Annotated in this window: 27 protein-coding genes; 20 read left to right on the top strand and 7 right to left on the bottom strand. The window is 66.7% G+C overall.

Annotated elements, in window-relative coordinates; translation table 11 throughout:
* Positions 1 to 94: 94 nt before the first annotated feature.
* The 5 genes from AC56LR_RS06665 (at position 95) to AC56LR_RS06645 (ending at position 6,699) form a co-directional block, all read left to right on the top strand.
* Positions 95 to 787 carry a PEP-CTERM sorting domain-containing protein gene (locus AC56LR_RS06665; protein WP_497128821.1) on the top strand — a complete coding sequence of 231 codons (693 nt, stop codon included), beginning with the start codon at positions 95 to 97 and terminating at the stop codon, positions 785 to 787.
* A 132-nt stretch (positions 788 to 919) separates the two neighbouring features.
* The gene (locus AC56LR_RS06660; protein WP_497128819.1) at positions 920 to 2,122 is read left to right on the top strand and encodes an acyl-CoA dehydrogenase family protein; all 1,203 of its coding nucleotides are present in this window, start codon (positions 920 to 922) and stop codon (positions 2,120 to 2,122) included.
* 10 nt (positions 2,123 to 2,132) lie between these two features.
* A complete protein-coding gene (locus tag AC56LR_RS06655) occupies positions 2,133 to 3,272 on the top strand; it encodes an acyl-CoA dehydrogenase family protein (protein WP_497128817.1) in 1,140 nt (379 codons plus the stop codon).
* On the top strand, positions 3,269 to 3,742 hold the full coding sequence (locus AC56LR_RS06650; protein ID WP_497128815.1) for a MaoC family dehydratase: 474 nt from the start codon (positions 3,269 to 3,271) through the stop codon (positions 3,740 to 3,742). Before AC56LR_RS06655 ends, AC56LR_RS06650 begins: the two co-directional genes overlap by 4 nt.
* A 221-nt stretch (positions 3,743 to 3,963) precedes the next feature.
* On the top strand, positions 3,964 to 6,699 hold the full coding sequence (locus AC56LR_RS06645) for a DUF8189 domain-containing protein (protein ID WP_497128813.1): 2,736 nt from the start codon (positions 3,964 to 3,966) through the stop codon (positions 6,697 to 6,699).
* On the opposite strand, the gene AC56LR_RS06640 is transcribed toward AC56LR_RS06645, so the two are convergent.
* The 3 genes from AC56LR_RS06640 to AC56LR_RS06630 form a co-directional block, all read right to left on the bottom strand.
* On the bottom strand, positions 6,696 to 7,928 hold the full coding sequence (locus tag AC56LR_RS06640) for an acyl-CoA dehydrogenase family protein (RefSeq protein ID WP_497128811.1): 1,233 nt from the start codon (positions 7,926 to 7,928) through the stop codon (positions 6,696 to 6,698). The genes AC56LR_RS06645 and AC56LR_RS06640 overlap by 4 nt on opposite strands.
* A gap of 32 nt (positions 7,929 to 7,960) precedes the next feature.
* Positions 7,961 to 9,040, bottom strand: coding sequence for a phosphotransferase (locus AC56LR_RS06635; RefSeq protein WP_497128809.1), 1,080 nt, complete (start codon positions 9,038 to 9,040; stop codon positions 7,961 to 7,963).
* Between the two features lie 82 nt (positions 9,041 to 9,122).
* Positions 9,123 to 9,833 (bottom strand): histidine phosphatase family protein, encoded by a 711-nt coding sequence (locus tag AC56LR_RS06630; protein WP_497128807.1) that lies wholly within the window; start codon positions 9,831 to 9,833, stop codon positions 9,123 to 9,125.
* 193 nt (positions 9,834 to 10,026) lie between these two features.
* On the opposite strand from AC56LR_RS06630, the gene AC56LR_RS06625 reads away from it, so the two are divergent.
* From AC56LR_RS06625 to AC56LR_RS06570, 12 genes are all read left to right on the top strand, one after another.
* Positions 10,027 to 11,730 carry a GspE/PulE family protein gene (locus AC56LR_RS06625; protein ID WP_497128805.1) on the top strand — a complete coding sequence of 568 codons (1,704 nt, stop codon included), beginning with the start codon at positions 10,027 to 10,029 and terminating at the stop codon, positions 11,728 to 11,730.
* Positions 11,730 to 12,968, top strand: coding sequence for a type II secretion system F family protein (locus tag AC56LR_RS06620; protein WP_497128803.1), 1,239 nt, complete (start codon positions 11,730 to 11,732; stop codon positions 12,966 to 12,968). The genes AC56LR_RS06625 and AC56LR_RS06620 overlap by 1 nt, the downstream gene beginning before the upstream one ends.
* On the top strand, positions 12,965 to 13,504 hold the full coding sequence (locus AC56LR_RS06615; protein ID WP_497128802.1) for a hypothetical protein: 540 nt from the start codon (positions 12,965 to 12,967) through the stop codon (positions 13,502 to 13,504). Before AC56LR_RS06620 ends, AC56LR_RS06615 begins: the two co-directional genes overlap by 4 nt.
* A 46-nt stretch (positions 13,505 to 13,550) precedes the next feature.
* Positions 13,551 to 14,009, top strand: coding sequence for a prepilin-type N-terminal cleavage/methylation domain-containing protein (locus tag AC56LR_RS06610; RefSeq protein WP_497128800.1), 459 nt, complete (start codon positions 13,551 to 13,553; stop codon positions 14,007 to 14,009).
* Positions 14,010 to 14,065: 56 nt separating this feature from the next.
* Positions 14,066 to 14,563, top strand: a complete 498-nt coding sequence (locus AC56LR_RS06605) for a type II secretion system protein (protein ID WP_497128798.1) — start codon at positions 14,066 to 14,068, stop codon at positions 14,561 to 14,563.
* A 275-nt stretch (positions 14,564 to 14,838) separates the two neighbouring features.
* Entirely contained in the window at positions 14,839 to 15,771 is a 933-nt protein-coding gene (locus AC56LR_RS06600; protein ID WP_497128796.1) for an agglutinin biogenesis protein MshI, read from the top strand.
* On the top strand, positions 15,768 to 16,418 hold the full coding sequence (locus AC56LR_RS06595) for a PilN domain-containing protein (protein WP_497128794.1): 651 nt from the start codon (positions 15,768 to 15,770) through the stop codon (positions 16,416 to 16,418). Before AC56LR_RS06600 ends, AC56LR_RS06595 begins: the two co-directional genes overlap by 4 nt.
* The gene (locus AC56LR_RS06590; RefSeq protein ID WP_497128792.1) at positions 16,415 to 17,080 is read left to right on the top strand and encodes a hypothetical protein; all 666 of its coding nucleotides are present in this window, start codon (positions 16,415 to 16,417) and stop codon (positions 17,078 to 17,080) included. The genes AC56LR_RS06595 and AC56LR_RS06590 overlap by 4 nt, the downstream gene beginning before the upstream one ends.
* On the top strand, positions 17,077 to 17,445 hold the full coding sequence (locus AC56LR_RS06585; protein ID WP_497128790.1) for a hypothetical protein: 369 nt from the start codon (positions 17,077 to 17,079) through the stop codon (positions 17,443 to 17,445). Before AC56LR_RS06590 ends, AC56LR_RS06585 begins: the two co-directional genes overlap by 4 nt.
* Positions 17,446 to 17,456: 11 nt before the next feature.
* Positions 17,457 to 19,262 carry a pilus (MSHA type) biogenesis protein MshL gene (mshL, locus tag AC56LR_RS06580; protein ID WP_497128788.1) on the top strand — a complete coding sequence of 602 codons (1,806 nt, stop codon included), beginning with the start codon at positions 17,457 to 17,459 and terminating at the stop codon, positions 19,260 to 19,262.
* Positions 19,262 to 20,152, top strand: a complete 891-nt coding sequence (locus AC56LR_RS06575; protein WP_497128787.1) for an ExeA family protein — start codon at positions 19,262 to 19,264, stop codon at positions 20,150 to 20,152. The genes mshL and AC56LR_RS06575 overlap by 1 nt, the downstream gene beginning before the upstream one ends.
* On the top strand, positions 20,149 to 21,168 hold the full coding sequence (locus AC56LR_RS06570; RefSeq protein WP_497128785.1) for a tetratricopeptide repeat protein: 1,020 nt from the start codon (positions 20,149 to 20,151) through the stop codon (positions 21,166 to 21,168). The genes AC56LR_RS06575 and AC56LR_RS06570 overlap by 4 nt, the downstream gene beginning before the upstream one ends.
* A gap of 134 nt (positions 21,169 to 21,302) precedes the next feature.
* Here the strand turns inward: AC56LR_RS06570 and AC56LR_RS06565 are convergent, their stop codons facing one another.
* Positions 21,303 to 22,460 (bottom strand): pyridoxal phosphate-dependent aminotransferase, encoded by a 1,158-nt coding sequence (locus AC56LR_RS06565; protein ID WP_497128783.1) that lies wholly within the window; start codon positions 22,458 to 22,460, stop codon positions 21,303 to 21,305.
* Positions 22,461 to 22,486: 26 nt separating this feature from the next.
* Entirely contained in the window at positions 22,487 to 22,954 is a 468-nt protein-coding gene (locus AC56LR_RS06560) for a putative toxin-antitoxin system toxin component, PIN family (protein WP_497128781.1), read from the bottom strand.
* Positions 22,955 to 23,001: 47 nt separating this feature from the next.
* Here AC56LR_RS06560 and yaaA point away from each other — a divergent pair, with 47 nt between their 5' ends.
* Positions 23,002 to 23,769: a peroxide stress protein YaaA gene (yaaA, locus tag AC56LR_RS06555; protein ID WP_497128779.1), complete on the top strand. Its 768-nt coding sequence runs from the start codon at positions 23,002 to 23,004 to the stop codon at positions 23,767 to 23,769.
* Between the two features lie 49 nt (positions 23,770 to 23,818).
* Here the strand turns inward: yaaA and AC56LR_RS06550 are convergent, their stop codons facing one another.
* Complete coding sequence (locus AC56LR_RS06550) at positions 23,819 to 24,655, bottom strand: outer membrane protein assembly factor BamD (protein ID WP_497128777.1); 837 nt, start codon at positions 24,653 to 24,655, stop codon at positions 23,819 to 23,821.
* Positions 24,656 to 24,753: 98 nt separating this feature from the next.
* Here AC56LR_RS06550 and AC56LR_RS06545 point away from each other — a divergent pair, with 98 nt between their 5' ends.
* Complete coding sequence (locus AC56LR_RS06545) at positions 24,754 to 25,782, top strand: RluA family pseudouridine synthase (protein WP_497128775.1); 1,029 nt, start codon at positions 24,754 to 24,756, stop codon at positions 25,780 to 25,782.
* Positions 25,782 to 26,558: a peptidoglycan editing factor PgeF gene (gene pgeF / locus AC56LR_RS06540; RefSeq protein WP_497128773.1), complete on the top strand. Its 777-nt coding sequence runs from the start codon at positions 25,782 to 25,784 to the stop codon at positions 26,556 to 26,558. Before AC56LR_RS06545 ends, pgeF begins: the two co-directional genes overlap by 1 nt.
* A gap of 25 nt (positions 26,559 to 26,583) precedes the next feature.
* Here pgeF and AC56LR_RS06535 read toward each other — a convergent pair whose 3' ends face one another.
* Positions 26,584 to 26,793 carry a hypothetical protein gene (locus AC56LR_RS06535; RefSeq protein WP_497128771.1) on the bottom strand — a complete coding sequence of 70 codons (210 nt, stop codon included), beginning with the start codon at positions 26,791 to 26,793 and terminating at the stop codon, positions 26,584 to 26,586.
* Positions 26,794 to 26,804: the final 11 nt, after the last annotated feature.

The following is a 26,804-nucleotide window of genomic DNA, read 5'->3' as shown; positions in this document are numbered from 1 at the left end:
TGAGGTATCAATCCTGTTGTAATTTTTCTATGTATGTTAGGATAATCCTACGTTGTAAGAACAATAATTGATTTTCAACTTAGGAGTTAATCCCATGACAATTCGTCACCTCGTTATTGCTGCGCTGATGGTTGGCGCAGGTGCTGCCCACGCTGATACGATTTCGTCGAGCACTTCCGCGCCACCGACTTTCCTGTCCGGCTGGACCGCCGGCAACGGGGTTGATGTCCTCGGTTCCGGTGTCCTCGAAGGCGGCCTGAAGCTCATCGGCGGTGTTGCGCACTCGGCCGGCTCGTCGTCGGCAGCCACCCTGGCGGACATCCTGGACGGCAAGGCATCCGCCTCGATCGCTCAGGACAACGGCCAGACCACCATGTTCTTCAAGCGCGGCATCGCAGGCGACTACCTGCTGGGCTCGAACATGGCCATCATGGCAGCGGCCATGGGCACCGGCGTCTCGCTGGTCGGCTCGGCTGACGGCGCAGTGGTCCAGGAAGCCCTCGTCTCGCGCGCCGCCACTGCAGGCGGCGGCGCAGCCAGCGGCTCGAACGGCTCGGCAGGCTCGAACGGCGCGACCGTGATCCCTGGCGCAGGCGCTTCGGGCAACGGCGCGGTCAGCGTCACCGTTCCAGGCAACGGCATCGGCATCGGTACCGGCGCTGGCGCCGGCGTGAGCGTGACGCCAGGTGCAGGCGCCGACGCAGTCGACGTGCCTGAACCGGCAAGCCTGGCGCTGATGCTGGCAGGTATGCTGGGCGTAGGCGCAGCGCGCCGCCGCAACCGTTAATTGATCTGCCGCAGGGCGGCGCTGCCCGCCCTGCATGAGCGCCGGTGTTTCCACTTGGCGCTCTGTCCGATTGCGGTACAATCCTTGTGAACGGTCGTGCTATTCCAGGCGGCCCAATAACAAGGAGACGACATGGACCTGCATTACTCGGACGAGGACCTGGCCTTTCGCGACCAGGTTCGCGCCTTCCTCGATTCCCATCTTCCCAAAGACCTGCAAGCCAAGGTGCTCAAGCACCTGCGCCTGAACAAGGACGACTTCGTGCGCTGGCACAAGATCCTTGCCCGGCAGGGCTGGGTCGCGCCCGGGTGGCCGGCCGAGTTCGGCGGCCCTGGCTGGACGCCGATCCAGCGCCATATCTTCGAGGAAGAATGCGCGCGTGCCGGTACGCCGCGCATCATGCCCTTCGGGATCGACATGGTGGCCCCGGTGATCATGGCCTTCGGCTCGCAGGAACAGAAAGACTATTTCCTGCCGCGCATCCTGTCCTGCGAAGACTGGTGGTGCCAGGGCTATTCCGAGCCGGGCGCCGGCTCGGACCTCGCTTCGCTCAAGACCACCGCGGTCCGCCATGCCGACGCCGAGGGCGACTATTACCTGGTCAATGGCCAGAAGACCTGGACCACGCTGGCCCAGCACGCCGACATGATCTTCTGCCTGGTGCGCACCGACAGTTCCGTGCGCAAGCAGGAAGGCATCTCCTTCCTGCTGATCGACATGCATGCGCCCGGCGTCACCGTGCGCCCGATCATCATGCTCGACGAAGACCACGAAGTGAACGAAGTCTTCTTCGACAACGTGCGCGTGCCCGCCGCCAACCTGGTGGGCCAGGAAAACCGCGGCTGGACCTATGCCAAATACCTGCTCGGCCACGAGCGCACCGGCATCGCCGCGGTCGGGCGCAGCAAGCGCGAGCTGGCCTTCCTCAAGCGCCTGGCGCGGCGCGAACAGAAGAACGGCCGTCCGCTATTGGCGGATCCGCTGTTCGCGGCCAAGGTGGGCGCGCTCGAGATCGAACTGATGGCCCTGGAAATGACCGTGCTGCGCGTGCTCGCCCAGGCCAACCAGGCGCCGGGGCCGGAAGCTTCGGTGCTCAAGGTACGCGGCACCGACATCCAGCAGACGCTGACCGAACTGATGCTGGAAGCCGCCGGCCCGATGGCCCTGCCGTTCGACGCGGCCTACCTGGAAGGCGAGCGTGAACACAGCATCGCCGGCGACGACGATGCCGCGCCGCTCGCGCCGTATTACTTCAACTACCGCAAGACCTCCATCTATGGGGGCTCGAACGAAATCCAGCGGGGGATCATCACCCAGATGATCCTGGGCCTGTGAGGAGAACCAGATGAATGTCAATCTCAAGGAAGAACAGGTCCAGTTCGCCGATGCCCTGAAACGCTGGATCGGCCGCGACTACAGCTTCGAGCAGCGCCGCGCCATCATCGCCTCCGGGCAGGGCAGCTCGAACGAGGCCTGGGCCACCCTGGTGGAACTGGGCATGACGGCGCTGCCGGTGCCGGAACAGCATGGCGGCTTCAGCGGCGGCGCGACCGACATGTTCGTCGTGATGCGCGAGCTCGGGCGCGGCCTGGTGGTCGAGCCCTATTTCGCCACCGTGCTGGGCGCAAAATTCCTGGCGCTGGGCGGCGCGCACGGAGCCCTGCTCGAGGCGGTGGCCGGCGGCGAGCTCAAACTTGCGTGCGCGCTGGGCGAGCGCCAGTCGCGCCACGAACTGCGCGACATCCTGGTCCGTGCCGAACAGGCGGGCGCGGGCTGGCGCCTGACGGGCGAAAAGAAAGTGGTGATCCACGGGGCCGAGGCCGGGGTGTTGATCGTCTCTGCGCGCAGCAGTGGCGGCCAGCGCGAGGAAGCGGGCATCACGCTGTTTGCGGTGCCGGTCGATGCGCCCGGCGTGCAGGTCCTGGGCTACCGCACGCTGGACGGCCTGCGCGCGGCCGACGTCCGTTTCGAGGGCGTCACGCTGTCGTTCGACGCCGTCATCGGACAGGCGGGGGGCGGCTGGGACATCCTGGAGCACGCGGCCGACCATGGCGCCGGCCTGCTGTGCTTCGAAGCCCTGGGGGCGATGGAAGCCTTGTTCGACACGACGCTCGACTACCTCAAGACGCGCCAGCAGTTCGGCGTGCCGATCGGTAAGTTCCAGGCCCTGCAGCACCGCATGGCCGATATGTACATTCACCTGGAACAGGCGCGCTCGATGGCCCTGCTGGCGGCGGTCAAGCTTGACGGCATCGATGCATCCGAGCGCCGGCGGACGGTAGCGGCGGCCAAGTACCGCATCGGCGAAGCCGCGCGCTTCATCGGCCAGCAGGCGGTGCAGCTGCACGGCGGCATGGGCGTGACCGACGAGCTGGCGGCGGCCCATTATTTTAAGCGCCTGAGCACCATCGAGCTGAGCCTGGGCGACCGCGACCACCACCTGGCGCGCTTCACCGCCCAGCCCGGCTTCCAGGAGGCCGCGTGAACGCAGGCCCCGTGCAGCGCTACTTCGAGGACTTCTACGTCGGCCAGGAGATCGACCTCGGCGCGCGCAGCGTGAGCGAAGGGGAAATCATCGCGTTTGCGCGCGAATTCGACCCCCAGCCCTTCCACGTCGACGTGGACGCGGCGGGCGAATCGATGTACGGCGGCGTCATCGCCAGCGGCTGGCACACCTGCAGCCTGATGATGCGGATGGTGGTCGACGGCATGATGTGCTCGGCCTCGAGCCTGGGTTCGCCCGGCCTGGACGGCGTGCGCTGGCGCCGGCCGCTGCGCGGCGGCGACACCCTGCACGTGCGCTACCTGACCACCGCGGTAAAGGCGTCCGCCTCGAAGCCGGACCGCGGCGTGGTCTGGTCGAAGTGGACCGCCACCAACCAGCACGGCGAAGAAATCTGCACCATCGACGGCATGGGCCTGTTCGGGCGCCGTCCCGCCCCCACGACGACCTGAGCCGGCAGTAAGCGGCAGGCCGTTCGCCCGCCTGCCGGCGCCATCCTTCCATCCCCTTCGTCCAGACGCGCCGCCCTCGTTTCGAGCGTGGCGCTTGTTTGCGCAAACGCAAACGAATCGGTCCGGCTGAGCTCCTAAGCTGCGGTCTGGCCATCGGACTGGCACGGCTTGCCTGTCCCCTGGCCCGGCAGTTTCACACGGTCCAACTACAGGGGTGAACCATGAGCGAGCAAGGCAGGCAGCAACACATGCAGGCGGGTGGGATGTCGGGGGGCGGGGCAATGGGCGGCAGCATGCCCACGCCGTCGATGGGTGCGGCAAGCGGGGACCCGATGCCGCGTCCCGGCCAGGCCGCGTCCAGCGCCGGAGGGGCGGGGGCAAGCGATGCCATGCCGCGTCCGGGGGCGCAAGGAGCGGGCGGCGCCGGTATGCCGCGCCCCACCGGCATGAGCGGGGGCGGGGCCGGGGGCGGCGGAGCCGGCGGCGGCGGCGACAGCACACGCTTCGTGCAGCCGGGCCGCCCGAGCGGGCCGCAGTACGAACCAGGCGTGGTCGAAGTCCAGTTCCGCGACGGCATCCAGCCCAGCCTGTCCCAGGACGCCACCAGTGCCGCCCTGCTGCTGCAGACGCGCTCGGCGCCCGATGGCGTGGGCCTGGACGCGGTCAACCAGATCCTGCAGCGCTACCGCCTGGTCAGCGCCGAGCCCACCTTCAACCGCACGGTCGAAGAAGGCGACAGCGCGCGCGCCACCGCGCAACAGCAGGGGATCGACGTGCCGCACCTGGCCGACTTCGTCACCCTGCGCTTCCCGCCGGACGCCAACGTCTCCGAGATTGCCGCCGAGCTGTGCAGCTCGCCGCAGGTGGCGCGCGCGGTCCCGGTGCCCACCGCCCGGCCCCCGGTCGACGTGCTCGAACAAGCGCCGCCGCGCACCATCGGCCCGATCGATGCGCCGCGCGAGGGCGCCGGCGGCGAATTCCCGGAACGGCTGCGCCAGGAGCGCGCCGCTCCGCCGGCCACGCCGCTGACCGAACCACTGGTCGGCAACAGCGACCAGGCCGTCATCAACCCGATTACCGGGCTGGAAAACCAGTGGTATATCTTCCGCTGCGGCGCCAACCACGCCTGGAGCATGTCCTCGGGCGCCAACGTCGTCATCGCCGACGTCGACTGGGGCTACCGCACCACCCACGAAGAGCTCGCGCCGCATCTGGCCAAGACCTATAACGCCTTCGACGGCTCGGGCACGGTGAACACCGGCGGCTCGATCTACCACGGCACCGGCGTGCTCGGCCTGACCGGCGCCGGAGTCAACGGCAAGGGCATGGCCGGCTTCGGCTTCGATTCCGAACTGTGGGGCATCCAGGCCGATTCCGGCCCCGGCTCTCCGCTGGGCGGCAATGCCTGGGCGCGCGCCATCGACTGGGTCCGCACGGCGGACAGCGGCGGCAAGCGCAAGGTCATCATCCTCGAGGTGCAGACCGGCGCCTTCGGCAACTACGAGCAGGTGCCCTCGGTGAACGCGGCGATCAAGACGGCCATTGCGGCCGGCGTGGTGGTCTGCGTCGCCGCCGGCAATGGCGACCGCGACGCGGGCGTGGACGATGCCGGCAACCCGATTCCCGCCACCGGCTCGATCCTGGTGGGCGCCACCGCCTACGACCCGGCGAGCAACCCGCGCGCCTGGTTCAGCAATTTCGGCGCCAGCGTGGTGGTCGCGGCGCCCGGCGACTCCGACCACGACGTGACCTGCCACAGCGCCTCCGACACCAGCTACAGCAACCATTTCGGCGGCACCTCGGGCGCCACGCCCAAGGTGGCCGGGGTGGCCGCGCTCATGCTGTCGGCAAACCCCTCGCTGAGCCACGCCCAGGTGCGCGACCTGCTCATTTCCACCGGCTCCGTGGTGACCACCACCGCCGGCAAGCCCGTGGGTAAATTCCTCAACGCCGAAGCGGCGGTGCGCGCGGCGCGCACCGGCGTCACCGGCCGGATGGAAGTGTTCGCACGCGGCACCGACAAGGCCGTGTGGCACCTGTGGCAGACCGCGCCCAATAACGGCTGGAGCAGCTGGGCCTCGCTGGGGGGCTGGGTCGACATCATCCGCAGCGCGCGCAATGCCGACGGCCGCCTCGAAGTATTCGCCCGCGGTTCCGACAAGGCCGTCTGGCACCGCTGGCAGACCGCGCCCAACAACGGCTGGAGCGACTGGCATTCGCTGGGCGGCTGGGTCGACATGATCGAAGTCGGCCAGAACCAGGACGGCCGGCTGGAACTGTTCGCGCGCGGCTCCGACGGCGCGCTCTGGCACCGCTGGCAGACGGCGCCCAGCAACGGCTGGAGCGAGTGGGCGTCGCTGGGCGGCTGGATCGACCGGCTCTCCATCGGCCGCAACCAGGACGGCCGCATCGAGGTCTTCGCGCGCGGCGGCGACGGCGCCCTGTGGCACAACTGGCAGACCGCGCCCAACAACGGCTGGAGCGGCTGGGCCTCGCTGGGCGGCTGGATCGACATGCTCGACGTCGGGCGCAACCAGGACGGACGCCTCGAAGTGTTCGCCCGCGGCTCCGACGCCGCGCTCTGGCACATCTGGCAGACCGCGCCGAACAATGGCTGGAGCAGCTGGAATTCGCTGGGCGGCTGGATCGACCAGATTGCGGTCGGCAGCAACCTGGACGGCCGCATCGAGGTGTTCGCGCGCGGCTCCGACAAGGCCGTCTGGCACCGCTGGCAGACCGCGCCCAACAACGGCTGGAGCGGCTGGAATTCGCTCGGGGGCTGGGTCGACCGACTGTTCGTCAACAACAATGCCGACGGCCGCATGGAATTGTTCGCGCGCGGCTCCGACCGGGCCTTGTGGCACCGCTGGCAGACCGCGCCGAACAATGGATGGAGCGATTGGGGCAGCCTCGGCGGGATCATCGATTCGATCGAGGTGGCCCAGAACGCGGGCTAGCCCCCGGGCGCGGCGTACTTCGCCAGCTCCAGCTTGGCCACGGCATTGCGGTGCACTTCGTCCGGGCCGTCGGCCAGGCGCAGGGTGCGGTTCCCGGCCCACTGCCAGGCCAGCGGGAAGTCGTCCGACACGCCGGCCGCGCCGTGGGCCTGGATCGACCAGTCCAGCACGTCCTGAGCGACGGTGGGGGCCAGCACCTTGATCATCGCGATCTCGGCCGCCGCCTGCTTGTTGCCGACCGTGTCCATCATGTAGGCGGCTTTCAGGGTCAAGAGGCGCGCGGTGTCGATGCGGATGCGCGACTCGGCGATGCGCTCGCGCCAGACGCCTTGTTCCGAAATCTTGCGCCCGAAGGCCACGCGCGCATCCAGCCGTTTGCACATCAGTTCCAGTGCGCGCTCGGCCACGCCGATGGCGCGCATGCAGTGGTGGATGCGGCCGGGACCCAGGCGGCCCTGGGCGATTTCGAAGCCGCGTCCTTCGCCCAGCAGCATGTTGGCGGCCGGAACACGCACGTTCTCGAACAGGATCTCGCAGTGGCCGTGGGGCGCGTCGTCGTAGCCGAACACCGGCAGCGGGCGTACGATGGTGATGCCGGGCGTGTCGGCCGGGACCACGATCATCGACTGCTGCTGGTGGCGGGCTGCTTGCGGGTCGGTCTTGCCCATCACGATGAAGACCTTGCAGCGCGGATCGCCCGCACCCGAGATCCACCACTTGTGGCCATTGATGACGTAATCATTTCCGTCACGCTCGATGCGGGTGGCGATATTGGTCGCGTCCGATGAAGCGACGTCCGGCTCGGTCATGGCAAAGGCCGAGCGGATGTCGCCGCGCAGCAGCGGCTCCAGCCAGCGCGACTTGATGTCCTCAAGCGCGTAGCGCTCCAGGGTTTCCATGTTGCCGGTGTCGGGCGCCGAGCAATTGAACACTTCCGGCGCCCAGGGCACCCGGCCCATGATTTCGCACAGCGGGGCGTAGTCGAGATTCGACAGGCCTTCCGGCGCACGGCTTGATTTCGGCAGGAACAGATTCCACAGGCCGGCGTCGCGCGCCAGTGGCTTGAGGCGCTCGATCAGGTCCAGCGGCAGCCAGCGCGTGCCCTTGTCGCGGGCGTTGGCCGCGATTTCATCAAGAAAGGCGCGCTCGTTGGGGTAGATGTGCTCGATCATGAAGGCGAGCAGGCGCGCCTGCAGTTCCTGGCAGCGGTCGGAATAGGCAAAATCCATCTTGTTTCCTTATCGTCGATACGATTGAATCGTCACGCGCGGCTGCGCGTGGCGAACTGCCAGGCCATCTCGGCCATCGGCCGCGCCGCCTTGCCGTTTTCCAGGGCCTGGGCGCTGGAGGCGGTGCCGTCCACATAGCGCTTCATGATGCCCTGCATGATGCCGGCCAGGCGGAACATGTTGTAGGCCAGGTAGAAGTCGAAGTCTTCGGCGCGGATCGTCTTGCCGGTGCGCTCGCAATAGCGGGCCACGTAATCGTCCAGCGAGGGAATGCCGAGCCCGGCGAGATCCAGGCCGGCAATGCCGCGGAACTTGCCCGGCGGGATGTGCCAGCTCATGCAGTGATAGGAAAAATCGGCCAGCGGATGGCCCAGGGTCGACAGCTCCCAGTCGAGCACGCCGATGATGCGCGGTTCAAGCGGATGGAAGATCAGGTTGTCCAGCCGGTAGTCGCCATGCACGATGCTGGTGTCTTCGCCCGGCGGGATGTTCTGCGGCAGCCATTCGATCAGGCGGTCCATTGCTTCGATGGATTCGGTGGCGGAGGCTTGATACTGCCTGGTCCAGCGTTCGATCTGGCGCGCGAAATAATTCCCCGGCTTGCCGTAGTCCTGCAACCCGATGGCGGCATAGTCGGTCGTGTGCAGCAGGGCGATCACGCGGTTCTGCTCGTCGTAGATGGCGGCGCGCTCGCTTGGGCTCATGCCCGGCAGCGACTGGTCCCACAGCACCCGGCCCTCGACGAATTCCATCACAAAAAAAGCGCGGCCGATGATGGATTCGTCCAGGCACAGGGCCAGCTGGCGCGGTACCGGGAAGCCAGCGCTGTGCAGCGCCTGCATCACGCGGAATTCCCGGTCAATCGCATGGGCCGAGGGCAGCAGCCTGGCGGCCGGCCCGGGCTTGGTGCGCAGCACATACTGCCGCTGCCCCTCACCGCTGCCGGCCGTGAGCTTGAAGGTAGGATTCGACTGGCCGCCCTTGAACTGCTCGACCGTCAAGGGACCGCCGGGATAGCCTTCGACCTGGGCGCGCAGGAAAAAATCCAGCGCGTCGACATCGAATTTCTGGCGTTCTGATACTTCCTTGGTGCCCATCATTTCCTCGAACATCGCGTCTCCGTTTTTATGTTTGTCCTTCATTCTAGCCCGGCTGGCCGAAAATGTGTACGGGCGTGCTATTTCGAATGAAAACTCAGCGGCCCTTGCGGTATTGCTCGAACAATTGCTCCATCGTGGTGGTGCGTGCGCCCGGTTGCAGCGGGCCGGGGGGTACGTAATTCACGAAGCGCACTACCCAGTCGCGCGCGTCTTCGCCGACGTCGAGCGCATTGATGCAGCCGGCCGCCTGGGACAGGCCACCGAGGAACATCCGCTGTCCGGTCAGGGCCAGCGACAGGATCGCGCAGTTCACGCCGCCGTGCAGGACCAGCAGGACCGTGTCCCAGTCGCCTTCTGCACGCAGGCGGTCGATCGCCGGGTGCACCCGGTCCATCATCTCGCCGACCGATTCGCCGCCGAGAAAGCGCTGGTCCTGTTCCACCACGCCCTCGAAGGCCCCGGTGAAGGCGCGCCGCAATTCATCGGTGGGAATGGCCGACAGGCGCCCGCCACGGATCTCGTGCAGCTCGGGCCAGACTTCCGGTTCGATGTCCTGGGCGCAGACCGCCAGCACGCGCCGGGCCGTCTCCACCGTGCGCGGCAGGTTCGAGGTGATCACGCGGTCGAAGCGCACGCCGGCGTCGAAAAAGGCGTGGCCGGCGCAATCGGCCTGGGCCCGGCCGGTCTCGTTGAGCGCCACGTTTTCTGGCAGGTAGGGTTTGCCGCTGTCGTCGAAATAGGTCACGCTGCCGTGCCGCATCAGGTAGATGCGGCGGCGCTGGGCACGCTCGCTCGATAGGCTCATGGGTCTCCTTCGTTTCTCTTGACAGGCCGGAAAGCCCGTCGTCCTTGTCAGCTTGTCCAGCGATCTTACACGCCATGCCAACTTGGCGAGGCAAAACGGCGACACTTTGTTCGCTGGCGGGTAATTCCAACAGTCAATTTATTCTCGTTCTGGCATAAAATGTTCGTTGCAAGATATAAAAAGAGGGATGTTCATGGCAAGGCCGGAAAAAATTCGCCTGGGCGAAGTGCTGATCCAGCAAAAGCTGCTGTCCGAAGAACAGCTGATGCAGGCGCTGGCGGACCAGAAGCGCACCGGACGCAAGCTGGGCCGCGTGTTCGTCGAAAGCGGTTTCGTGACCGAGGAGCAGATCTCGGGCGCGCTCGCACGCCAGCTCAACATTCCCTATATCCACCTCAAGTTTTACAACATCAACGCCGAACTGGTGCGCCTGCTGCCGGAGACGGCCGCACGGCGCTTCCGCGCGCTGGTGCTGGAAGACCGCCGCGAAACCATGCTGGTGGGCGTGTCCGACCCGACCGACCTGTTTGCCTATGACGAGATCGCGCGCCTGCTGAAAAAAGGCGTCGAACTGGCCGTGGTCAACGAGACCGAAGTGCTGGCCGCGATCGACCGCATCTACCGCCGCACCGGCGAGATCACCGACTTCGCGCGCGAGGTCGAGGCCGACCTGGGCGACACCTCGATCGACTTCGGCGCGCTGGCCGCCAATCCGGGCCTGGAAGAAGCGCCGATCGTCAAGCTGCTGCAATCGGTATTCGACGATGCGGCCCAGGTGCGCGCTTCCGACATCCACATCGAGCCGCAGGACGGGCGCCTCCAGATCCGCTTCCGCATCGACGGCGTGCTGCACCTGCAGACCGAAGCCGACATCAAGGTCGCCACGCCGCTGGCGCTGCGCCTGAAGCTCATGGCCGACCTGGATATCTCGGAAAAGCGCCTGCCGCAGGACGGCCGCTTCGCGGTGAAAGTGCGCAACCAGCGCATCGACGTGCGTATCTCGACCATGCCGACCCAGTACGGCGAATCGGTGGTCATGCGCCTGCTGAACCAAGGCGGCACCACGCTGCGGCTGGATGCGATCGGCATGCCGCCGCGGATCGTCGAACGCTTCCGCGCGCTGGTGCAGCGCCCCAACGGCCTGGTGCTGGTCACCGGTCCAACGGGTAGCGGCAAGACCACCACTTTATATAGTGCGCTGTCCGAGCTGAACTCGGTCGAGAAGAAGCTGATCACGGTCGAAGACCCGGTCGAATACCGCCTTGCCGGCATCAACCAGGTGCAGGTTAACGACAAGATCGAGCTGTCCTTCGCGCGCGTGCTGCGCTCGGCGCTGCGCCAGGATCCGGACATCGTGCTGGTGGGCGAGATGCGCGACCAGGAAACCGCCCAGATCGGCCTGCGCGCCGCCATGACCGGCCACCTGGTGCTCTCGACCCTGCACACCAACGATGCCGCCTCCACGCCGCTGCGCCTGATGGACATGGGCGTGCCGCGCTACATGGTGGGCGGCTCGCTCCAGGCCGTGCTGGCCCAGCGCCTGGTGCGCGTGATCTGCGAAAGCTGCTCCACGCCTTGCCAGCCGACGCCAGGCGAGATCACCTGGCTGCAGCCGGAACTGGGCCAGCATGCGGCCACCACCCAGTTCTTCCATGGGAAGGGCTGCTCGCATTGCAACGGCACCGGTTTCCGCGGCCGTACCGGCGTGTACGAATTGCTCGAGATGACGCGCGCCGTGACGGATGCCGCCAACCATCCCGACCCGGCCCACTTCCTGAAGGTGGCGCATGCGGCGATGGAGGGCGAGACGCTGCGCCGCCACGGCGTGCAGCTGGCCGTGCAGGGCCGCACCACCGTCGCCGAAGCGATGCGCATCAGCAACCAGCTCGACGACTGATGGCCTTCTTCGCCTACAAGGCCCGCAACGCGCGCGGCGAACTGCTGCAAGGGGTGCTGGAAGGCGCCGACAGCGGGGCGGTCGCCGACCAGCTGTTCGGCAGCGGCGCCACGCCGATCGAGATCAACCCCAGCCGCAAGGGGCCGGCCTCCGTGGATGGCGGCGACGGCCTGTGGGCGCGCCTGACCGAGAAGAAGGTCACGTCGATGGACGTGCAGCTGTTCAGCCGCCAGATCTACACGCTGCTCAAGTCCGGCGTGCCGATCATGCGCGGGCTGGCCGGCCTGCAGGAGTCGGCCGTCAACAAGTCGTTCGGGCGGGTCATCAAGGACTTGCGCGAATCGCTCGATTCGGGACGCGAGCTGTCGTCGTCGATGGCGCGCCACCCGGACGTATTCGACAGCTTCTACCTGTCGATGGTGCGGGTGGGCGAGATGACCGGCCGCCTGGAAGACGTCTTTTTACGCCTGTTCGACCACCTGGAATTCGACCGCGACATGCGCGAGCGCGTCAAGACCGCGCTGCGCTATCCGAGCTTCGTGATCATCGCCATGATCATTGCGATGATCATCGTGAACGTGTTCGTGATCCCGAGCTTCACCTCGGTGTTCAAGCAGTTCGGCGCCGAGCTGCCCCTGATGACGCGGATCCTGATCGGCACCTCGGACTTCACGGTGCGCTACTGGCCGCTGATGGCCGGCCTTGCCGCCTGCGCGGTGGTGGGCTTCGTCCGCTGGAGCCGCGGCGCCCGCGGCCGGCTGGCCTGGGACCGCTACAAGCTGCGTCTGCCGATCGCCGGCAAGATCATCCACAAGGCCACGATGGCGCGCTTTGCCCGCAGCTTCGCACTGTCCTTGCGCAGCGGCGTGCCGATCGTGCAGGCACTCACCGTGGTGTCGCAGACCTCGGACAATGCCTACCTGAGTTCGCGCATCGAGCAGATGCGCGACGGCGTCGAGCGCGGCGAAAGCATCCTGCGCACGGCCACCGCCGCCCATGTGTTCACCCCGATCGTGCTGCAGATGATCGCGGTGGGCGAGGAATCCGGTTCGCTCGACGACCTGATGGACGAGATCGCGCTGATGTACGAGCGCGAGGTCGACTACGAACTCAAGACCCTGTCGAGCCAGATCGAGCCGATCCTGATCACCTTCCTGGGCGTGATGGTGCTGGTGCTGGCGCTGGGCATCTTCCTGCCGATCTGGGACCTGGGCAAGGCGGCCCTGCATCCGAAATGACGCGCGCATCGGCCATACCACGGGGAGCGGGCCTGGGGCGCGGCGTGAGCCGCCTCGAGTGCCTGGTATTGGGCGCGCTGGCGCTGCTGCTGGCGGGCTGGATGCTGGCGCGGGTGCTCGAATACCACGCACTGCTCGAGCGCGCGGCCGCGATGCAGGTCGTGTCGGCGGCGCGCACGGCGATGGCGGTGCGGGTGGCGCGCATGGCAGGCAGTGGGCCCGAGGCCCTGGAGGCGCTGGCGCAGGAAAATCCGGTAACCTGGCTGGCCTATCCGCCCCGGAATTACCAGGGCGAGTTCTATGCGCCGCGCGCCGGCGCCATCAAACCGGGTTACTGGTATTTCGACCGCTTCGACAAGACGATCAACTTTTTGCAAACTAGCGACACTTTTTCTCCAGGGACATCAAAATTGCTCAAGTTCAAGGTAGAATTGTTGCGTGAGCTTGATCCGGCCGGAAAAAATGGACGGAATGTAGCGATTCTCGGGCTGGTGCTCAGGTCTGTTGTAGACCGGGTGGCGTCCGATCACCACTAAAAAAACGCGGGTCGCCCGCATCAATTCTATTAACGGAGAGCGCTTCATGAACAATAATTTCAAGGCCAGCAACCAAGGCGGTTTCACCCTGATCGAACTGATCGTCGTCATCGTCATCCTCGGCATCCTGGCCGCGACCGCGCTGCCGAAGTTCGCCGACCTGGGCGGCGACGCCCGCCTGGCCAGCATGAAGGCCGCCAAGGGCGCCGTTGCTTCGACCTCGGCCATGGTGCACGCCAAGGCGCTCATCAACAACGCCGACACCGCCGTCGTCCTGGAAGGTACCAGCGTCAACGTGGTGAACCGTTACGCCGATGCGACCACCGCCCTGGCAACCGCCGCCGGCCTGAACGCTCCTGACTACACCGCCACCGTCGTCAACGGCGCGCTGCAGGTTGTCCTGAGCGGCACCGCCACCGCCGGCACCTGCGGCTTCACCTACACCGCCGCGACCGCGACCGCCGCGCCGGTGATCGCCGACCTGGCTTCGCTGAACTGCAAGTAATCCCGGACCTGCCTCCGGGCCGGACCACCCGCCACCCTGGATGACATGAGGAGCCGATGAAAAATCGTTTCGTGCCTGTTGCCCAGGGTGGTTTCACGTTGATCGAACTGGTCGTCGTGATTGTTATCCTCGGCATCCTTGCAGCAGTTGCGCTGCCAAAGTTTGCCAGCATGGGCGGCGACGCCAGGGCCGCCAGCCTCAAGGCGGCAAAGGGCGCCATCGTCGCCGCTGCCGCCATGGCGCACGCCCAGGCCCTGCTTCAGCGCAGCGCCACCACGGTGACCATGGAAGGCGTGCAGGTGGCGCTGACCAACGGCTATCCGGCCGCCGGCACCGACGCCGAGGCACGCAGATTCGCCGAACTTGCAGGCTTGAGCGCCGACGACTACGAATTCGAAACCTTCAAGGACGAACTCATCGTGCGTCCGAAAGGCGTGAGCGCCGCCAACGAAATGCGCTGCTTCGTCAGCTACCAGCCGCCCGCCGCCGCCAATCGCAGTCCTTCGATCACCGAAGGCACGCTGGAAGGCACCCGCAATTTCAGCTGCGGCTGACAGTTTTATTCCCTGCCACAAGTCGAAGGCGCTGCGCGCCGCCGGCCCCAGATCATGGCGCAGCAAGATTGGCAAATTCACAATCCCTCCCGCTTGCTGGTCGCGCGCTGACTCCCAAGGCGGTTATTCACACCGAAAACCCCTTCCAAGAGTGAAAAACCCGTTTGTTTTCCGTTGTTGCACCGCTTTTTTTGATCGATAGCCGTCCGTCTTGAATATAATCAAGTCTTTGTTGGACCAATTCATTTCTTCGCCGACAGGACAGTTGCCGCTTGATGCGTTTTTTTAGAAAAGCCAAAAAGAAGGAAGGGTGGTTGGCCATCGCTGTCCAGCGCGACGGCGTCGTGGCCGCCAGCGTCCGGCGCGGCGACGGCAAGCCCTTCGTGCGCTTTGCGCACTTCCTTCCTGGCCAGGCCGCTGCGGTGCTGGAAAAGGCCGGCCGCGAAGGGCAGGCCGCTGGCTATCGCTGCGCGACCCTGCTGGCCGGCGGCGAATACCAGGTCCTGAGCGTCGAGTCGCCCAATGTGCCGAAGGAAGAAATGCGCACGGCCATTCGCTGGCGCCTGAAGGACATGCTCGACTTTCCGGTGGCCGAAGCCACTGTGGACGTGCTGGATATCCCGATCGACCAGGCCGGCGGCGCGCGCGCCCAGCAATCGATCTTTGCCATTGCCGCGCGCAACAGTGTGATCGCCCCGCGCCAGAAACTGTTCCTGGATGCGAAGATCGACCTGGCCGTGATCGACATCCCGGAAATGGCCCAGCGCAATATCTCGGCCATGCTGGAGCCGGAAGGGCGCGGCGTCGCCATGCTGTCCTTCGGCGCCGACGGCGCTCTGCTGACCGTGTCCTTCCGCGGCGAGCTCTACCTGTCGCGCCGCTTCGACCTGACCCTGGAGCTGCTGCTCGAGCCGGACCACGATCGCAAGCACGCCAGCTTCGACCGCATCACCCTCGAGCTGCAGCGCTCGCTCGACAACTTCGAGCGCCAGTTCTCCTTCATCAGCGTGTCCAGGCTGCTGCTGGCGCCGTCGCCCGTGACCGGCCTGGACGAATACCTGTCGAGCAATATGTACATGCCGGTCGAGACGCTCGACCTGGCCAGCGTCTTCGATTTCAGCCGCACCCCCGAGCTGGCCGACCCGGCGCAGCAGGCGCGCTTCTTCCTGACGCTGGGCGCGGCCATGCGCACCGAGGCCGCGGCATGAGCCAGCAGATCAACCTGTTCAACCCGGCCTTCCTGCCGCAGAAGAAGATCCTGAGCGCGCCGATGATGGGCGCGGCGCTGCTGGTGCTGGTGGCCGGTATCGCCGGCCTGAACGTGGTGCTGCGCGCGCAGACCGCACGCATGCAGGCGGAAGCCGACGCCGGCGCCACCGAGCTGGCGCGCAAGCAGGCGCGCCTGGCCTCGGTGAATGCCGAATTCGCGCCGCGCAAGAAAACCGCCGAGATCGACGCCGAGATCGCCCAGGCCGATGCCCGGCTGGCCGGCCTGCGCCATGTGTCCAGCGTGCTCCAGCGCGGCGAACTGGGTTCGACCGACGGCTTTTCCGGCTATTTCCAGGCCTTCGCGCGCCAGAGCGTCCCTGGCCTGTGGCTCACCAGCATCACGATCGCCGGCCAGGACATCGGGATCCAGGGCCGGACGCTCAACCCGGCCCTGGTGCCGGGCTATATCAGCCGCCTGACCCAGGAGCCGCTGTTGCAGGGCAAGTCGTTCGCCAGCCTGCAGATCAAGCAGGCCGAGCAGCTCACCACCACGGACGCCCAGGGCAAGCAGACCAGGGCGCCCGCGCCGTATGTGGAATTCAGCCTGCAGTCGGTGCCGGCCCGCGCGGAGGCCCCGCGTCCATGAAACAGCGCCTGGTCCAGCTTGCCGCGCGCGTCGACGCGCTCACCCTGCGCGAACGTGCGCTGGTCTTCGGCGCGGTGGTGGTGCTGGTCGCCTTCGTGGGCTACCAGCTGGTGCTCTCGCCGATCTACCGCACCCAGGAAGCCCTGCTGGAACAGATCCTCCAGCAGCGCAACAACATGATGGGCATCGATACCGAGATCGTGGCCAAGGTCGAGGCCTACCAGGTCGACCCCGATGCCCAGGCCCGCAGCCGCCTCGACAACCTGAAGCAGGAAACCGCGCGCCTGGGCGAATCGCTGCTGGCGATGCAGGACGGGCTGGTGCCGCCGGAGCGCATGGCGCCGCTGGTCGATGCGATCCTGCGTTCCAACGGCCGCCTGCAGCTGGTGGCGCTGCGCACGCTGCCGGTCGAGCCGGTTGCGGCCGGCGCCGCACCGGCTGCCGCGGCGGACAAGCCTGCCGACCTGCTGTACCGCCACGGCGTCGAAGTGACCGTGCGCGGCAATTATCTCGACATGATCAACTACATGAGCGCACTCGAAGCGATGCCGACCCGGCTGTTCTGGGGCAAGGCGCAGCTCGACGTGGAGGAATACCCGGCCTCCCGCCTCACGCTCACGCTCTATACCCTGAGTCTCGACCGGAATTGGATGAAGCTGTGAAGACATCGACTGCACTGACCCTCGCCGCACTCCTGCTGGCTTCCCCCTTCGTGGCGCAGCAGGCCCGGGCCCAACTGCCCGACCCGACCCGGCCGCCGGCCACGCTGGGCCTGCGCGCGGGGCTTGATGCTGCCGGCGACGGCCTGCCGCGCCTGCAGTCGGTCCTGATTTCGGCGCGCCAGGGCGGCCGCCACGTCGCCGTGATCGACGGCGAGACGGTGCGCCTGGGCGACAGTTTCAAGGGCGCGCGCGTGGCCCGCATGAGCCAGACCGAGGTCGAGCTGGTGCGCGGGCGCGAACGCCAGGTGCTGCAGCTGCATCCGGCCCCAGCGCTGGCCGGCGCCAACGGCAAGCTGGCCAATTGAGGGACGCACGCATGCGCACCTTGCTCCTGATTCCTGCCGCCGTCGCACTGCTGCTGGCCGGTTGCCAGAGCGCGCCCAAGCAGGACACCTATGACGCGATCGGCCGCGAAATGGCGCGCGCCAACAGCCAGCCGGGCGCCGCGCCGGCGGTGGACGACGCCGTCGCCAATGCGCTGCTGCCGCCGGCCGCGGCGCTGGCGGGCAGTCTGCCCAAGGCGCGCCCGGCGCTGGACGAGCGATTCGACGTCTCGTTCAACAACGTGCCGGCGCAGCAGTTCTTCCGCTCGATCGTGGCCGGCACCCGCTACAACATGCTGGTGCACCCGGACGTCGGCGGCAGCATCAGCGCCAACCTGAAGGACGTCACGCTGGTCGAGACGCTCGAGGCGGTCAAGGAGATGTACGGCTACGACTACAGGATCGACGGCACCCGCATCACCATCCGCCCGCTCACCATGCAGACCCGCATGTTCCACGTGAACTACCTGGTGGCGCAGCGCCGCGGCAGCTCGAACCTGCGCGTGACCTCGACCTCGGTGGCGAGCGCCGGCACCAGCAACAGCGGTGGCGGCGGCAACGGCGGCAACAACCAGGGCAACCAGGGCAACCAGGGCAATAACAACGGCAACAACGGCAACCCGAGCGGCAGCACCGGGGTGCTGATGGAAAGCACCGACGTCAACACCACCTCGGTGAACGATTTCTGGGCCGACCTGAAGGCGGCGGTCGAGGCCATCGTCGGCTCGAAGGAGGGCGGGCGCAGCGTGGTGATCAGCCCGCAATCGGGCGTGCTGGTGATCCGCGCCATGCCGGACGAACTGCGCAGCGTCGACATGTACCTGAAGGCGACCCAGCTCTCGGTGGACCGCCAGGTGATCCTGGAAGCCAAGATCCTCGAAGTGGAACTCAACGACAGCTTCCAGAGCGGGATCAACTGGGCGTCCTTCGCCTCGTTCCGCGGCGGGCACGCCAACCGGGTCTCCGGCGGCATGATCTCGCCGGGCGCGAACCTGGCGCCGCTGCCCTTCGACGGCGGCCAGCCGGGGCTCATCACCAATGGCGCGGGGCTGGCGGCCAGCACCGGCTTCTCGCTGTCGCAGGCGGCCAATGCGGCCGGCTCGCTGTTCGGCTTCGCCTTCCAGACCAATAATTTCGCGGCCCTGATTTCCTTCCTGGAGTCGCAGGGCACCGTGCACGTGCTCTCGAGCCCGCGCGTGGCGGCGATGAACAACCAGAAGGCCGTGCTCAAGATCGGTACCGACGAGTTCTACGTGACCGGCGTGACCACCACCACCAACAGCACGGCCTCGGGCAACACGACCACGCCGAGCATCACGCTGCAGCCTTTCTTCTCGGGCGTGGTGCTGGACGTGACCCCGCAGATCGACGACAAGGGCAACATCCTGCTGCACGTGCACCCGTCGGTGAGCCAGGTCACGACCGTCAACAAGGGCGTCAACCTCGGCACCGGCGGCACGCTCAACCTGCCGCTGGCGGCCTCCTCTACCAGCGAGCTGGACAGCATCGTGCGCGGCCAGAACGGCCGCGTGGTGGCCATCGGCGGCCTGATGCGCCAGGCCGCGACCGGCGACACCGACCAGCTGCCCGGCGTCGGCCGGGTGCCGGTGCTGGGGGCGCTGTTCCGCAACAAGAACCGCGTCAACCAGAAGCGCGAGCTGGTGGTGCTGATCAAGCCGACCATCGTCGAAGGCGCCAACGACTGGAGCCAGGACCTGCTCGACACCAGCCGCCGCATCGACAGCCTGAATCCGGCCGGCCAGGGCGTGACCCGTTCGGCCCAGCCGGGAAGCAAGTAATGTACGCGGCACACTTCGGCCTGCGCGAGCCGCCGTTCGGGATCACCCCCGACACCAGCTTCTTCTTCGGCAGCCCGCGCTCGCAGGAAGCCCTCAACACGCTGCTGATCGCGGCGCGCAGTGGGGAAGGCTTCATCAAGATCACCGGCGAAGTCGGCACCGGCAAGACCCTCCTGTGCCGCAAGTTCATGGCCACGTTGGGAGACGGTTTCGTGACCGCCTACATTCCGAACCCTTATCTCGAGCCGCGCACGCTGATGCTGGCGCTGGCCGACGAACTCGAGATCGCGCTCGAGCGCGACGTCGACCAGCACCAGCTGCTCAAGGCGATCAACGGCCGCCTGCTGGCGCTGGCCGGGCACGGCCTGCAGGTGGTGCTGTGCCTCGATGAAGCCCAGGCGATTCCGGTGGAGAGCCTGGAAGCGCTGCGCCTGCTGACCAACCTCGAGACCGAGAAGCGCAAGCTGCTGCAGATCGTGCTGTTCGGCCAGCCGGAACTGAACCGCAAGCTCGAACTCGACCAGATCCGCCAGCTGGCCCAGCGCATCACTTTCCACTACCATCTGGGCCCGCTCTCGCGCGACGACCTGGATTACTACGTGGCGCACCGCCTGCGCGTGGCCGGTTTCACCGGCGCGCGCCTGTTCTCATCCGGCGCGATCCGGCGCCTGTTCACCTACAGCCGCGGCGTGCCGCGCCTGGTGAACATCCTGGCGCACAAGTCGCTGATGCTGGCCTACGGGCAGGGCAGGCAGCAGGTGGGCGCCGGCCACGTGATGACCGCCGCAATCGACACCGTCGGCGCCAAGCGCCGCTACTGGCCCTGGCTGGCCGCCAGCGGCGTGCTGGCCGGCGCCGCGGCCGGCATTGCATGGGCGTTCGTACGATGAGCCTGATTAACAAGATGCTGCAGGATCTCGATGCCCGCGGCGGCCATCCCGGGCCGCTAGCTGCATCGCCCGAGATCAAGACCGTGCTCGCGCCGGAGCGCAGTTTCCCGTGGCTGCGCGTGGCGCTGGCCGGTGCTCTGGTGCTGGGGCTGGGCGCGTCGGGCTATGTGGCGTGGCGTTTGCAGCAGGATGGCGTAGCGCAGGCTCCGGTGAAGGTGGCCCCGGCACCGGTTCTTGTTCCTGTCGCTGCGCCTGTTCCTGCGCCGGTAGTGGCCGCGGCGCCAGCGCAGCCCGAGCCGGTCGTGGAAGCGCCGCCGCCGGCGCCGGAGAAGACGGTGAAGGCCGAACCCACACCGGTGAAGAAGGAAGCGTTGAAGCGTGAGCCGGTGCAGGCGAAGGCGCCAGCGAAGGTCGAGGCGCCGGCGAAGGCGGCGGGCCGCGTCGAGACGACGGCGCAGCGTGCCGAGAATGGCTACCGCCGCGCGCTGGCCAGCCTGGAAGAGGGCAGGGTCAGCGAAGCGATGGGACTCCTGGAGGGGGCGCTGCGCGCGAACCCGCGGCACGAAGCCTCGCGCCAGACCCTGGTCAGCCTGCTGGTGGAAGCCGGGCGCCCCGACGAAGCCGCGCGCCAGCTGCAGGCCGCGCTGGCGCTCGATCCGCGCCAGCCCGCGCTGGCGATGCTGCTGGCGCGCCTGCAGATCGAGCGTGGCGGGCCGGCGATCGACACCCTGCTGCGCACCTTGCCTCATGCGGCGGGCAATGGCGAATACCACGCCTTCCTGGCGGGGGCGCTGCAGCGCGAGGGGCGGCAGCGCGAAGCGGCCGAACATTACCAGGCGGCGCTGCGCACCGCGCCGCAGAATGGCGTGTGGTGGATGGGGCTGGGGATTTCGCTGCAGGCGGAGAAGCGCAATGCGGAGGCGGCGGAGGCGTATGCGAAGGCGCGTTCGAGTGGGACGCTGTCGGCGGAGTTGCTGGGCTTCGTCGAGCGCAAGCTCAAGACGCTCGCTCGCTGATCGTAGGGTGGGCGGGTCTCCCGCCCGCGCGGTGATAGTTATCGCAGAATCAGCCGATGCGACAGATCTCGCTCGGGTTGAACGCGCGGGCGTAAAACAGGCCACCGGACTGTTTGACCCTGCCCACCCTACGGTCAGAGCCGGGACAAACTTTCCAGCGCCTTCTTGAGCGTCTCGTCCTTCTTCGCAAAACAAAACCGCACGATTCCCGATTCGGTCGGCCGGCTGTAGAACGCCGACACCGGAATCGCCGCGACCTTCGCTTCGACCGTCAGCCATGTCGCAAACTCCGCTTCCGGCAGGTCCGAGATGGCGCCATAGCGCACGCACTGGAAGTAAGTCCCGTCGGACGGCAGCATCTCGAAGCGCGAAGCGGCCAGTCCGGCGCGGAACAGGTCGCGCTTGGCCTGGTAGAAGGCCGGCAGATCGAGATAGGGCTGCGGGTCCGCCATGTAGGCCGCGATCCCGTGCTGCATCGGCGTATTCACCGTGAACACGTTGTACTGGTGGACCTTGCGGAACTCCGTCATGAGCGCCAGCGGCGCGGCGACGTAGCCGACCTTCCAGCCGGTGACGTGGTAGGTCTTGCCGAAGCTCGAGATGACGAAGGCCCGTTCGGCCAGCACCGGGTGGCGGGCCACCGATTCATGCTGCTGCCCGTCGAACACCATGTGCTCGTAGACCTCGTCCGACAGCACCAGGATGTCGGTGCCTGCCACGATGCCGGCCAGTGCTTCGAGGTCGGCGGCGCGCAGGATCGAGCCGGTGGGGTTGTGCGGCGAGTTGATGACGACCATGCGGGTGCGCGGCGTGACGGCGGCCGCCACCGCATCCCAGGGCAGGCTGTAGCCGTCCTCGCCCAGGCGCATCGCGACCGGCACGGCCACGCCGCCCGCCAGGGCGATCGCCGGCAGGTAGCAGTCGTAGGCCGGTTCGATGACGATCACCTCGTCGCCCGGGTGCACGCTGCACAGGATCGCGCTCTGGATCGCCTGCGAGGCGCCGGTGGTGACGGTGATTTCGCCGGCCACGTCGTAGCGGCGGCCATACAAGGCGTCGATCTTCGCGGCGATCGCTTCGCGCAGCGCCGGCACGCCGGCCATGTGGGGATACTGGTTATGCCCGGCGCGCATGGCGTCGTTTACGAGGTCGACCAGTTTCGGGTCGCAGTCGAAATCGGGAAAACCCTGGCCCAGATTGACGGCCTTGTGCTCGAGGGCCAGTTGCGACATGCGGGTGAAGACGGTGGTGCCGACCTGGGGCAGGCGGGTGCGCAGTACGGGAGTGGTCATGGCATGAAGAGCTGAAAACGATGCGCTTATTCTAGCGCGCCGGCCTGTTGTTCACTCATCCGCGCCTTGAGCCAGGCTTCGGGCAGCATGATGCGGAACATGCCTTCGCGCGTGGTGCGCCGGTTCAGCTTGAGCAAGGCCTTGTCCTTGGTGATCAGGACCGCCGCGCCGGCGTCGCGCGCCAGTTCCAGGAATTTCTGGTCGTCGCGGTCGGTGCAGACCGGCAGGCGCACATGCTTCGCGTCGGGCGCGACCACCTGCAAGAGGGAGTCGAAGCGGGCGGCAGCCACGGCGCGCGAGGCTTCGTCGAGCGGCAGATGCGGATAGCGCAGCACCGCCAGGTATTCGTCGCGGCAGTCGGCGCGCGTCACGGCCTGGGCCTCGCCGGACTCCAGCGCGCCAAGCAAATCGGCCCAGCGCGGATCGCGGAACACGAACAGGTCGAGGCAGACATTGGTGTCGATGACGATGGGTTTGCTTGGAACGGGTATCATGGCGGAAATATTTTTTTGAATTTACTTGAGCAAAGCTGTTTGAAACGATGCTGATTGTCCTGTCGCCCGCCAAATCCCTCGATCTCGATTCCCCCAGCACCACCAGGAAACACAGTACGCCGGAATTCATTCCGCAGGCACACGAGCTGATCGACGTGCTGCGCGCCTATTCGCCCGCCGGCATAGCCGAACTGATGGACCTGTCCGATAACCTGGCCATGCTCAACGTCTCGCGCTACGCCCATTGGGGCGAAGACCACGCCAGGGCGCGCCAGGCCATCATGTCCTTCGATGGCGACGTGTATGGCGGTCTGGATGCCCGCAGCTTCGGCCCAAAGGAACTCGACTACGTCCAGCGCCATGTGCGCATCCTGTCGGGCCTGTACGGCCTGCTGCGGCCGCTGGACCGCATGCATCCCTACCGGCTGGAGATGGGCACGCGCCTGCCGAATGCGCGCGGCGGCAACCTGTATGCGTTCTGGGGCGACAGCGTGACCGAGGCGCTGAACCGGCAGATTCCAGAGGCGAAAGCGAAGGCCCTGGTCAACCTGGCTTCGGAAGAATACTTCAAGTCGGTCAGGCCCAGGCTGCTCGATGTACCCGTCATCACTCCGGTGTTCGAGGACTGGAAGAACGGCAAGTACAAGATCATCTCGTTCTTCGCCAAGCGCGCACGCGGCCTGATGGCGCGCTACGCGGCCCAGCATGCCATCAAGGATCCGGAGAAACTCAAGGGTTTCGACCTCGACGGCTATGCCTTCGACGCCGCCGCCTCGAGCGAACGCAACTGGGTGTTCCGCCGCAGGACCGATTGAAAAAGCAGCGCGGCCGGTTCGACACCGGCCGCGCAAGCCAGGCAAGTGCTTAGAGCGCGTCTTTCGGCGACGGCTTCGGACCCGACTTGGCCCAGAACTTCCACCATGGCGCATCGCCCGCGGCGTTCGGGTTCAGGAAGCGGCTGTTCGGGTAGTTGGCCACGAACACGCGCTGGGTATCGTCGCGCAGCACCGGCATGCCGAGCTTGTCGTAGGCGCGGATCATGAGGAACAGGGCTTCTTCGCGCGCCGGGGCGTCGCTGTAGTCCTTCACGGCGGCCTGGGCGCGGTTGAGCGAAGCCAGGAAGGCGCCGCGGCGGTAGTAGTAATTTGCCACGTGCACTTCGTACTGCGCCATCGCGTTGACCAGGTAGTTCATGCGCGAGATCGAATCCGGCGCATACTTACTGTTCGGGAACTTATCGACCAGCACCTTGAAGGCGGCGAAGGCTTCGCGCGTGGCTTTCGGGTCGCGCTCGGTCGGATCCTGCGAATAGATGAAGCTCAGGAAGCCCAACTGGTCGTTGAAATTGATCAGGCCGCGCAGGTAGTACATGTAGTCCACCTGCGGGTGGTTCGGGTGGAGCTTGATGAAGCGCTCGACCGCGGCCAGGGCCTCGGCCTGGTCCTGGGCCTTGTAATGGGCGTAGGCGATTTCCATCTGCGCCTGCGCGGCATAGGTGCCGAACGGATAGTTCGATTCAAGGCGCTCGAACAGCTTGATTGCCGCTTCATAGTGGCCGCCATTCATCTCATCGCGCGCCTCAGCGTATAATTTCTCCGCTGACCAATTTTTGGTGTCATCCGAACGTTCCGGCAGCATACTGCACGCGGACAGGCCGACAAAGGCGCAAGCGGCAACCAACACAGACAATTTTTTTTGCATAGCTCTTTGCAAGAAATGTTTTACCTAGATTCAACGAACGGCTGATTATAGCCGATGGGACTCACGTGATATTAACTCCTGCGCCGAATTCGGCGGAAATGCCTTTTGACCCTGATCTGGAGGCGCATCTTGATGACGACCTGGAGGGTGGCTTCGAGCTCGCCCATCCGGGCATCGACGCGTCGCCGATCACCCTGCACCTGACGCCCGAGGTCTGCGGCCAGCGCCTCGACAAGGTGATCGCGGGCCTGGTGCCGCAATTCTCGCGCGCCCGCCTGCAGCTGTGGTTCGAGGCCGGCTTCGTCAAGGTCGACGGCAAGACCGCGCGCGGCAAGGACACCGCTTACGGCGACGAGACGGTCGTCATCGAGCCGCAGGCCGCGCCGGAAGATACGGCCTTCACGCCGGAAGCGATGGAACTGGACATCGTCTACGAAGACGACGACATCCTGGTGGTCAACAAGCCGGCTGGCCTCGTCGTGCACCCGGGCGCCGGCAACTGGTCGGGCACGCTGCTCAACGGCCTGCTGCACCATGCCCCGCAACTGGTGGGCGTGCCGCGCGCCGGCATCGTGCACCGCCTCGACAAGGACACCAGTGGCCTGATGGTGGTCGGCAAGACCCTGGCCGCGCAGACCGACCTGGTGCGCCAGCTGCAGGCGCGCACCGTCAAGCGCGAATACTTTGCCCTGGTCTGGGGCACGCCGCGCCTGCGCGGCACCATCGATGCCGGCATGGGCCGCCACCCGAAAGACCGTATCAAGATGGCGGTCTCGTCGAGCCCGTTCTCCAAGCCGGCGATCACCCACTACAAGCTGGTGTCCACCGGCACCCTCGATCGCCGTCCGGTCTCGCTGGTGCGCTGCAACCTGGAAACGGGCCGCACCCACCAGATCCGCGTGCACATGCAGCACCTGGGCTTCGCGCTGATCGGCGATTCGACCTATGGCAAGCAGCACCTGACCCCGGTCTTCCACCGCCAGGCGCTGCAGGCGCGCCGCCTTGGCCTGGTGCACCCGGCCACCGGCGAGCCATGCGAATGGACGGTGCCGCTGGCCGCCGACTTCGCCGAGCTGATCGCACGCGCCGGCATGCCCGAGCCGGGCGACGCGAACGCCGAAGACTGATGAAGCACGCCGATCTCGTCTGGCCGGACTGGCCCGACCTGCCGGCTTCGGTCGGCGCGCTCGCGACCAGCCGCGATGGCGGGGTCAGCACCGGTCCCTACGATGACGGCAAGGGTGGGGGCGGCCTGAACCTGGGCCTGCATTGCGGCGACGATCCGGAGGCCGTGCGCGTCAACCGCGAGCGCCTGCGGGCCTTCCTGCCGGGACGCCCGGCCTGGATCGCGCAGGTGCATGGCGCCGAGGTGGTCGATGCAAGCACGGTCGGGCCAGATGCGCCGGTGCGCACCGGCGACGCCAGCATCGCCTCCACCCCCGGCCTGGTGTGCGCCGTGATGACGGCCGATTGCCTGCCGGTGCTGTTTGCCGATCTCGAGGGCAAGGTGGTGGGCGCGGCCCATGCCGGCTGGCGCGGGCTGGCGGCCGGTGTGCTGGGCGGGACGGTGCGCGCGATGCGCGCGGCCGGCGCCGGCGAGATCACTGCCTGGCTGGGGCCGGCCATCGGCCCGACCGCTTTCGAGGTGGGGCAGGACGTGGTCGACGCCTTCACGGCGGCGCTGCCGGGCGACGCCACGCTGGCAGCCTTTGCGCCAAAATTTGACCAACCGGCAAAATTTTGGGCCGATATGGGCGCCCTGGCGCGCCTGACTCTGGCGCGCGAGGGCATCACCCGCATTCACGGCGGCGGCATGTGCACGGCCACGGCGCCGGAACGCTTTTATTCCTACCGGCGCGACCACGTCACCGGCCGCCAGGCCAGTTTGATCTGGATGAAGTGAACAGGGCGGGGCTGGACGAGCATCTTCAGCTGCCGCCGGCGGCTTTCGTGGCCGCTTCTTGCTGCGACTTCAGCTCCCGCCGCGCACGCCGCCGTTTTGACCCTGTGAGATAAAAAACAAGGGATAATGGCAGCACGCAATAGAAGAGGAAAGTCATGAGGCCATGCACGATGGTCGGTTCGGTTGCAGCCATCAATGCGACGACATACACCCAGGCAATTGCGACGATCCACATGATGTTCCCTT

This window comes from Telluria sp. ZT3P39 (assembly GCF_059685935.1).
The sequence above is the reverse complement of the archived record's forward strand: the minus strand, read 5'-3'. Positions and strand labels throughout refer to the sequence as shown.

Coding starts and splice junctions, on each gene's coding strand:
- AC56LR_RS06645 (WP_497128813.1), top strand. CDS start 3,964: ATGAGCGAGCAAGGCAGGCAGCAACACATGCAGGCGGGTGGGATGTCG.
- AC56LR_RS06590 (WP_497128792.1), top strand. CDS start 16,415: ATGAAACAGCGCCTGGTCCAGCTTGCCGCGCGCGTCGACGCGCTCACC.
- AC56LR_RS06535 (WP_497128771.1), bottom strand. CDS start 26,793: ATGTGGATCGTCGCAATTGCCTGGGTGTATGTCGTCGCATTGATGGCT.
- yaaA (WP_497128779.1), top strand. CDS start 23,002: ATGCTGATTGTCCTGTCGCCCGCCAAATCCCTCGATCTCGATTCCCCC.
- pgeF (WP_497128773.1), top strand. CDS start 25,782: ATGAAGCACGCCGATCTCGTCTGGCCGGACTGGCCCGACCTGCCGGCT.
- AC56LR_RS06640 (WP_497128811.1), bottom strand. CDS start 7,928: ATGGATTTTGCCTATTCCGACCGCTGCCAGGAACTGCAGGCGCGCCTG.
- AC56LR_RS06570 (WP_497128785.1), top strand. CDS start 20,149: ATGAGCCTGATTAACAAGATGCTGCAGGATCTCGATGCCCGCGGCGGC.
- AC56LR_RS06595 (WP_497128794.1), top strand. CDS start 15,768: ATGAGCCAGCAGATCAACCTGTTCAACCCGGCCTTCCTGCCGCAGAAG.
- AC56LR_RS06635 (WP_497128809.1), bottom strand. CDS start 9,040: ATGTTCGAGGAAATGATGGGCACCAAGGAAGTATCAGAACGCCAGAAA.
- AC56LR_RS06625 (WP_497128805.1), top strand. CDS start 10,027: ATGGCAAGGCCGGAAAAAATTCGCCTGGGCGAAGTGCTGATCCAGCAA.
- AC56LR_RS06545 (WP_497128775.1), top strand. CDS start 24,754: ATGCCTTTTGACCCTGATCTGGAGGCGCATCTTGATGACGACCTGGAG.
- AC56LR_RS06630 (WP_497128807.1), bottom strand. CDS start 9,833: ATGAGCCTATCGAGCGAGCGTGCCCAGCGCCGCCGCATCTACCTGATG.
- AC56LR_RS06655 (WP_497128817.1), top strand. CDS start 2,133: ATGAATGTCAATCTCAAGGAAGAACAGGTCCAGTTCGCCGATGCCCTG.
- AC56LR_RS06550 (WP_497128777.1), bottom strand. CDS start 24,655: ATGCAAAAAAAATTGTCTGTGTTGGTTGCCGCTTGCGCCTTTGTCGGC.
- AC56LR_RS06610 (WP_497128800.1), top strand. CDS start 13,551: ATGAACAATAATTTCAAGGCCAGCAACCAAGGCGGTTTCACCCTGATC.
- AC56LR_RS06565 (WP_497128783.1), bottom strand. CDS start 22,460: ATGACCACTCCCGTACTGCGCACCCGCCTGCCCCAGGTCGGCACCACC.
- AC56LR_RS06605 (WP_497128798.1), top strand. CDS start 14,066: ATGAAAAATCGTTTCGTGCCTGTTGCCCAGGGTGGTTTCACGTTGATC.
- AC56LR_RS06660 (WP_497128819.1), top strand. CDS start 920: ATGGACCTGCATTACTCGGACGAGGACCTGGCCTTTCGCGACCAGGTT.
- AC56LR_RS06615 (WP_497128802.1), top strand. CDS start 12,965: ATGACGCGCGCATCGGCCATACCACGGGGAGCGGGCCTGGGGCGCGGC.
- AC56LR_RS06560 (WP_497128781.1), bottom strand. CDS start 22,954: ATGATACCCGTTCCAAGCAAACCCATCGTCATCGACACCAATGTCTGC.
- mshL (WP_497128788.1), top strand. CDS start 17,457: ATGCGCACCTTGCTCCTGATTCCTGCCGCCGTCGCACTGCTGCTGGCC.
- AC56LR_RS06575 (WP_497128787.1), top strand. CDS start 19,262: ATGTACGCGGCACACTTCGGCCTGCGCGAGCCGCCGTTCGGGATCACC.
- AC56LR_RS06665 (WP_497128821.1), top strand. CDS start 95: ATGACAATTCGTCACCTCGTTATTGCTGCGCTGATGGTTGGCGCAGGT.
- AC56LR_RS06600 (WP_497128796.1), top strand. CDS start 14,839: ATGCGTTTTTTTAGAAAAGCCAAAAAGAAGGAAGGGTGGTTGGCCATC.
- AC56LR_RS06620 (WP_497128803.1), top strand. CDS start 11,730: ATGGCCTTCTTCGCCTACAAGGCCCGCAACGCGCGCGGCGAACTGCTG.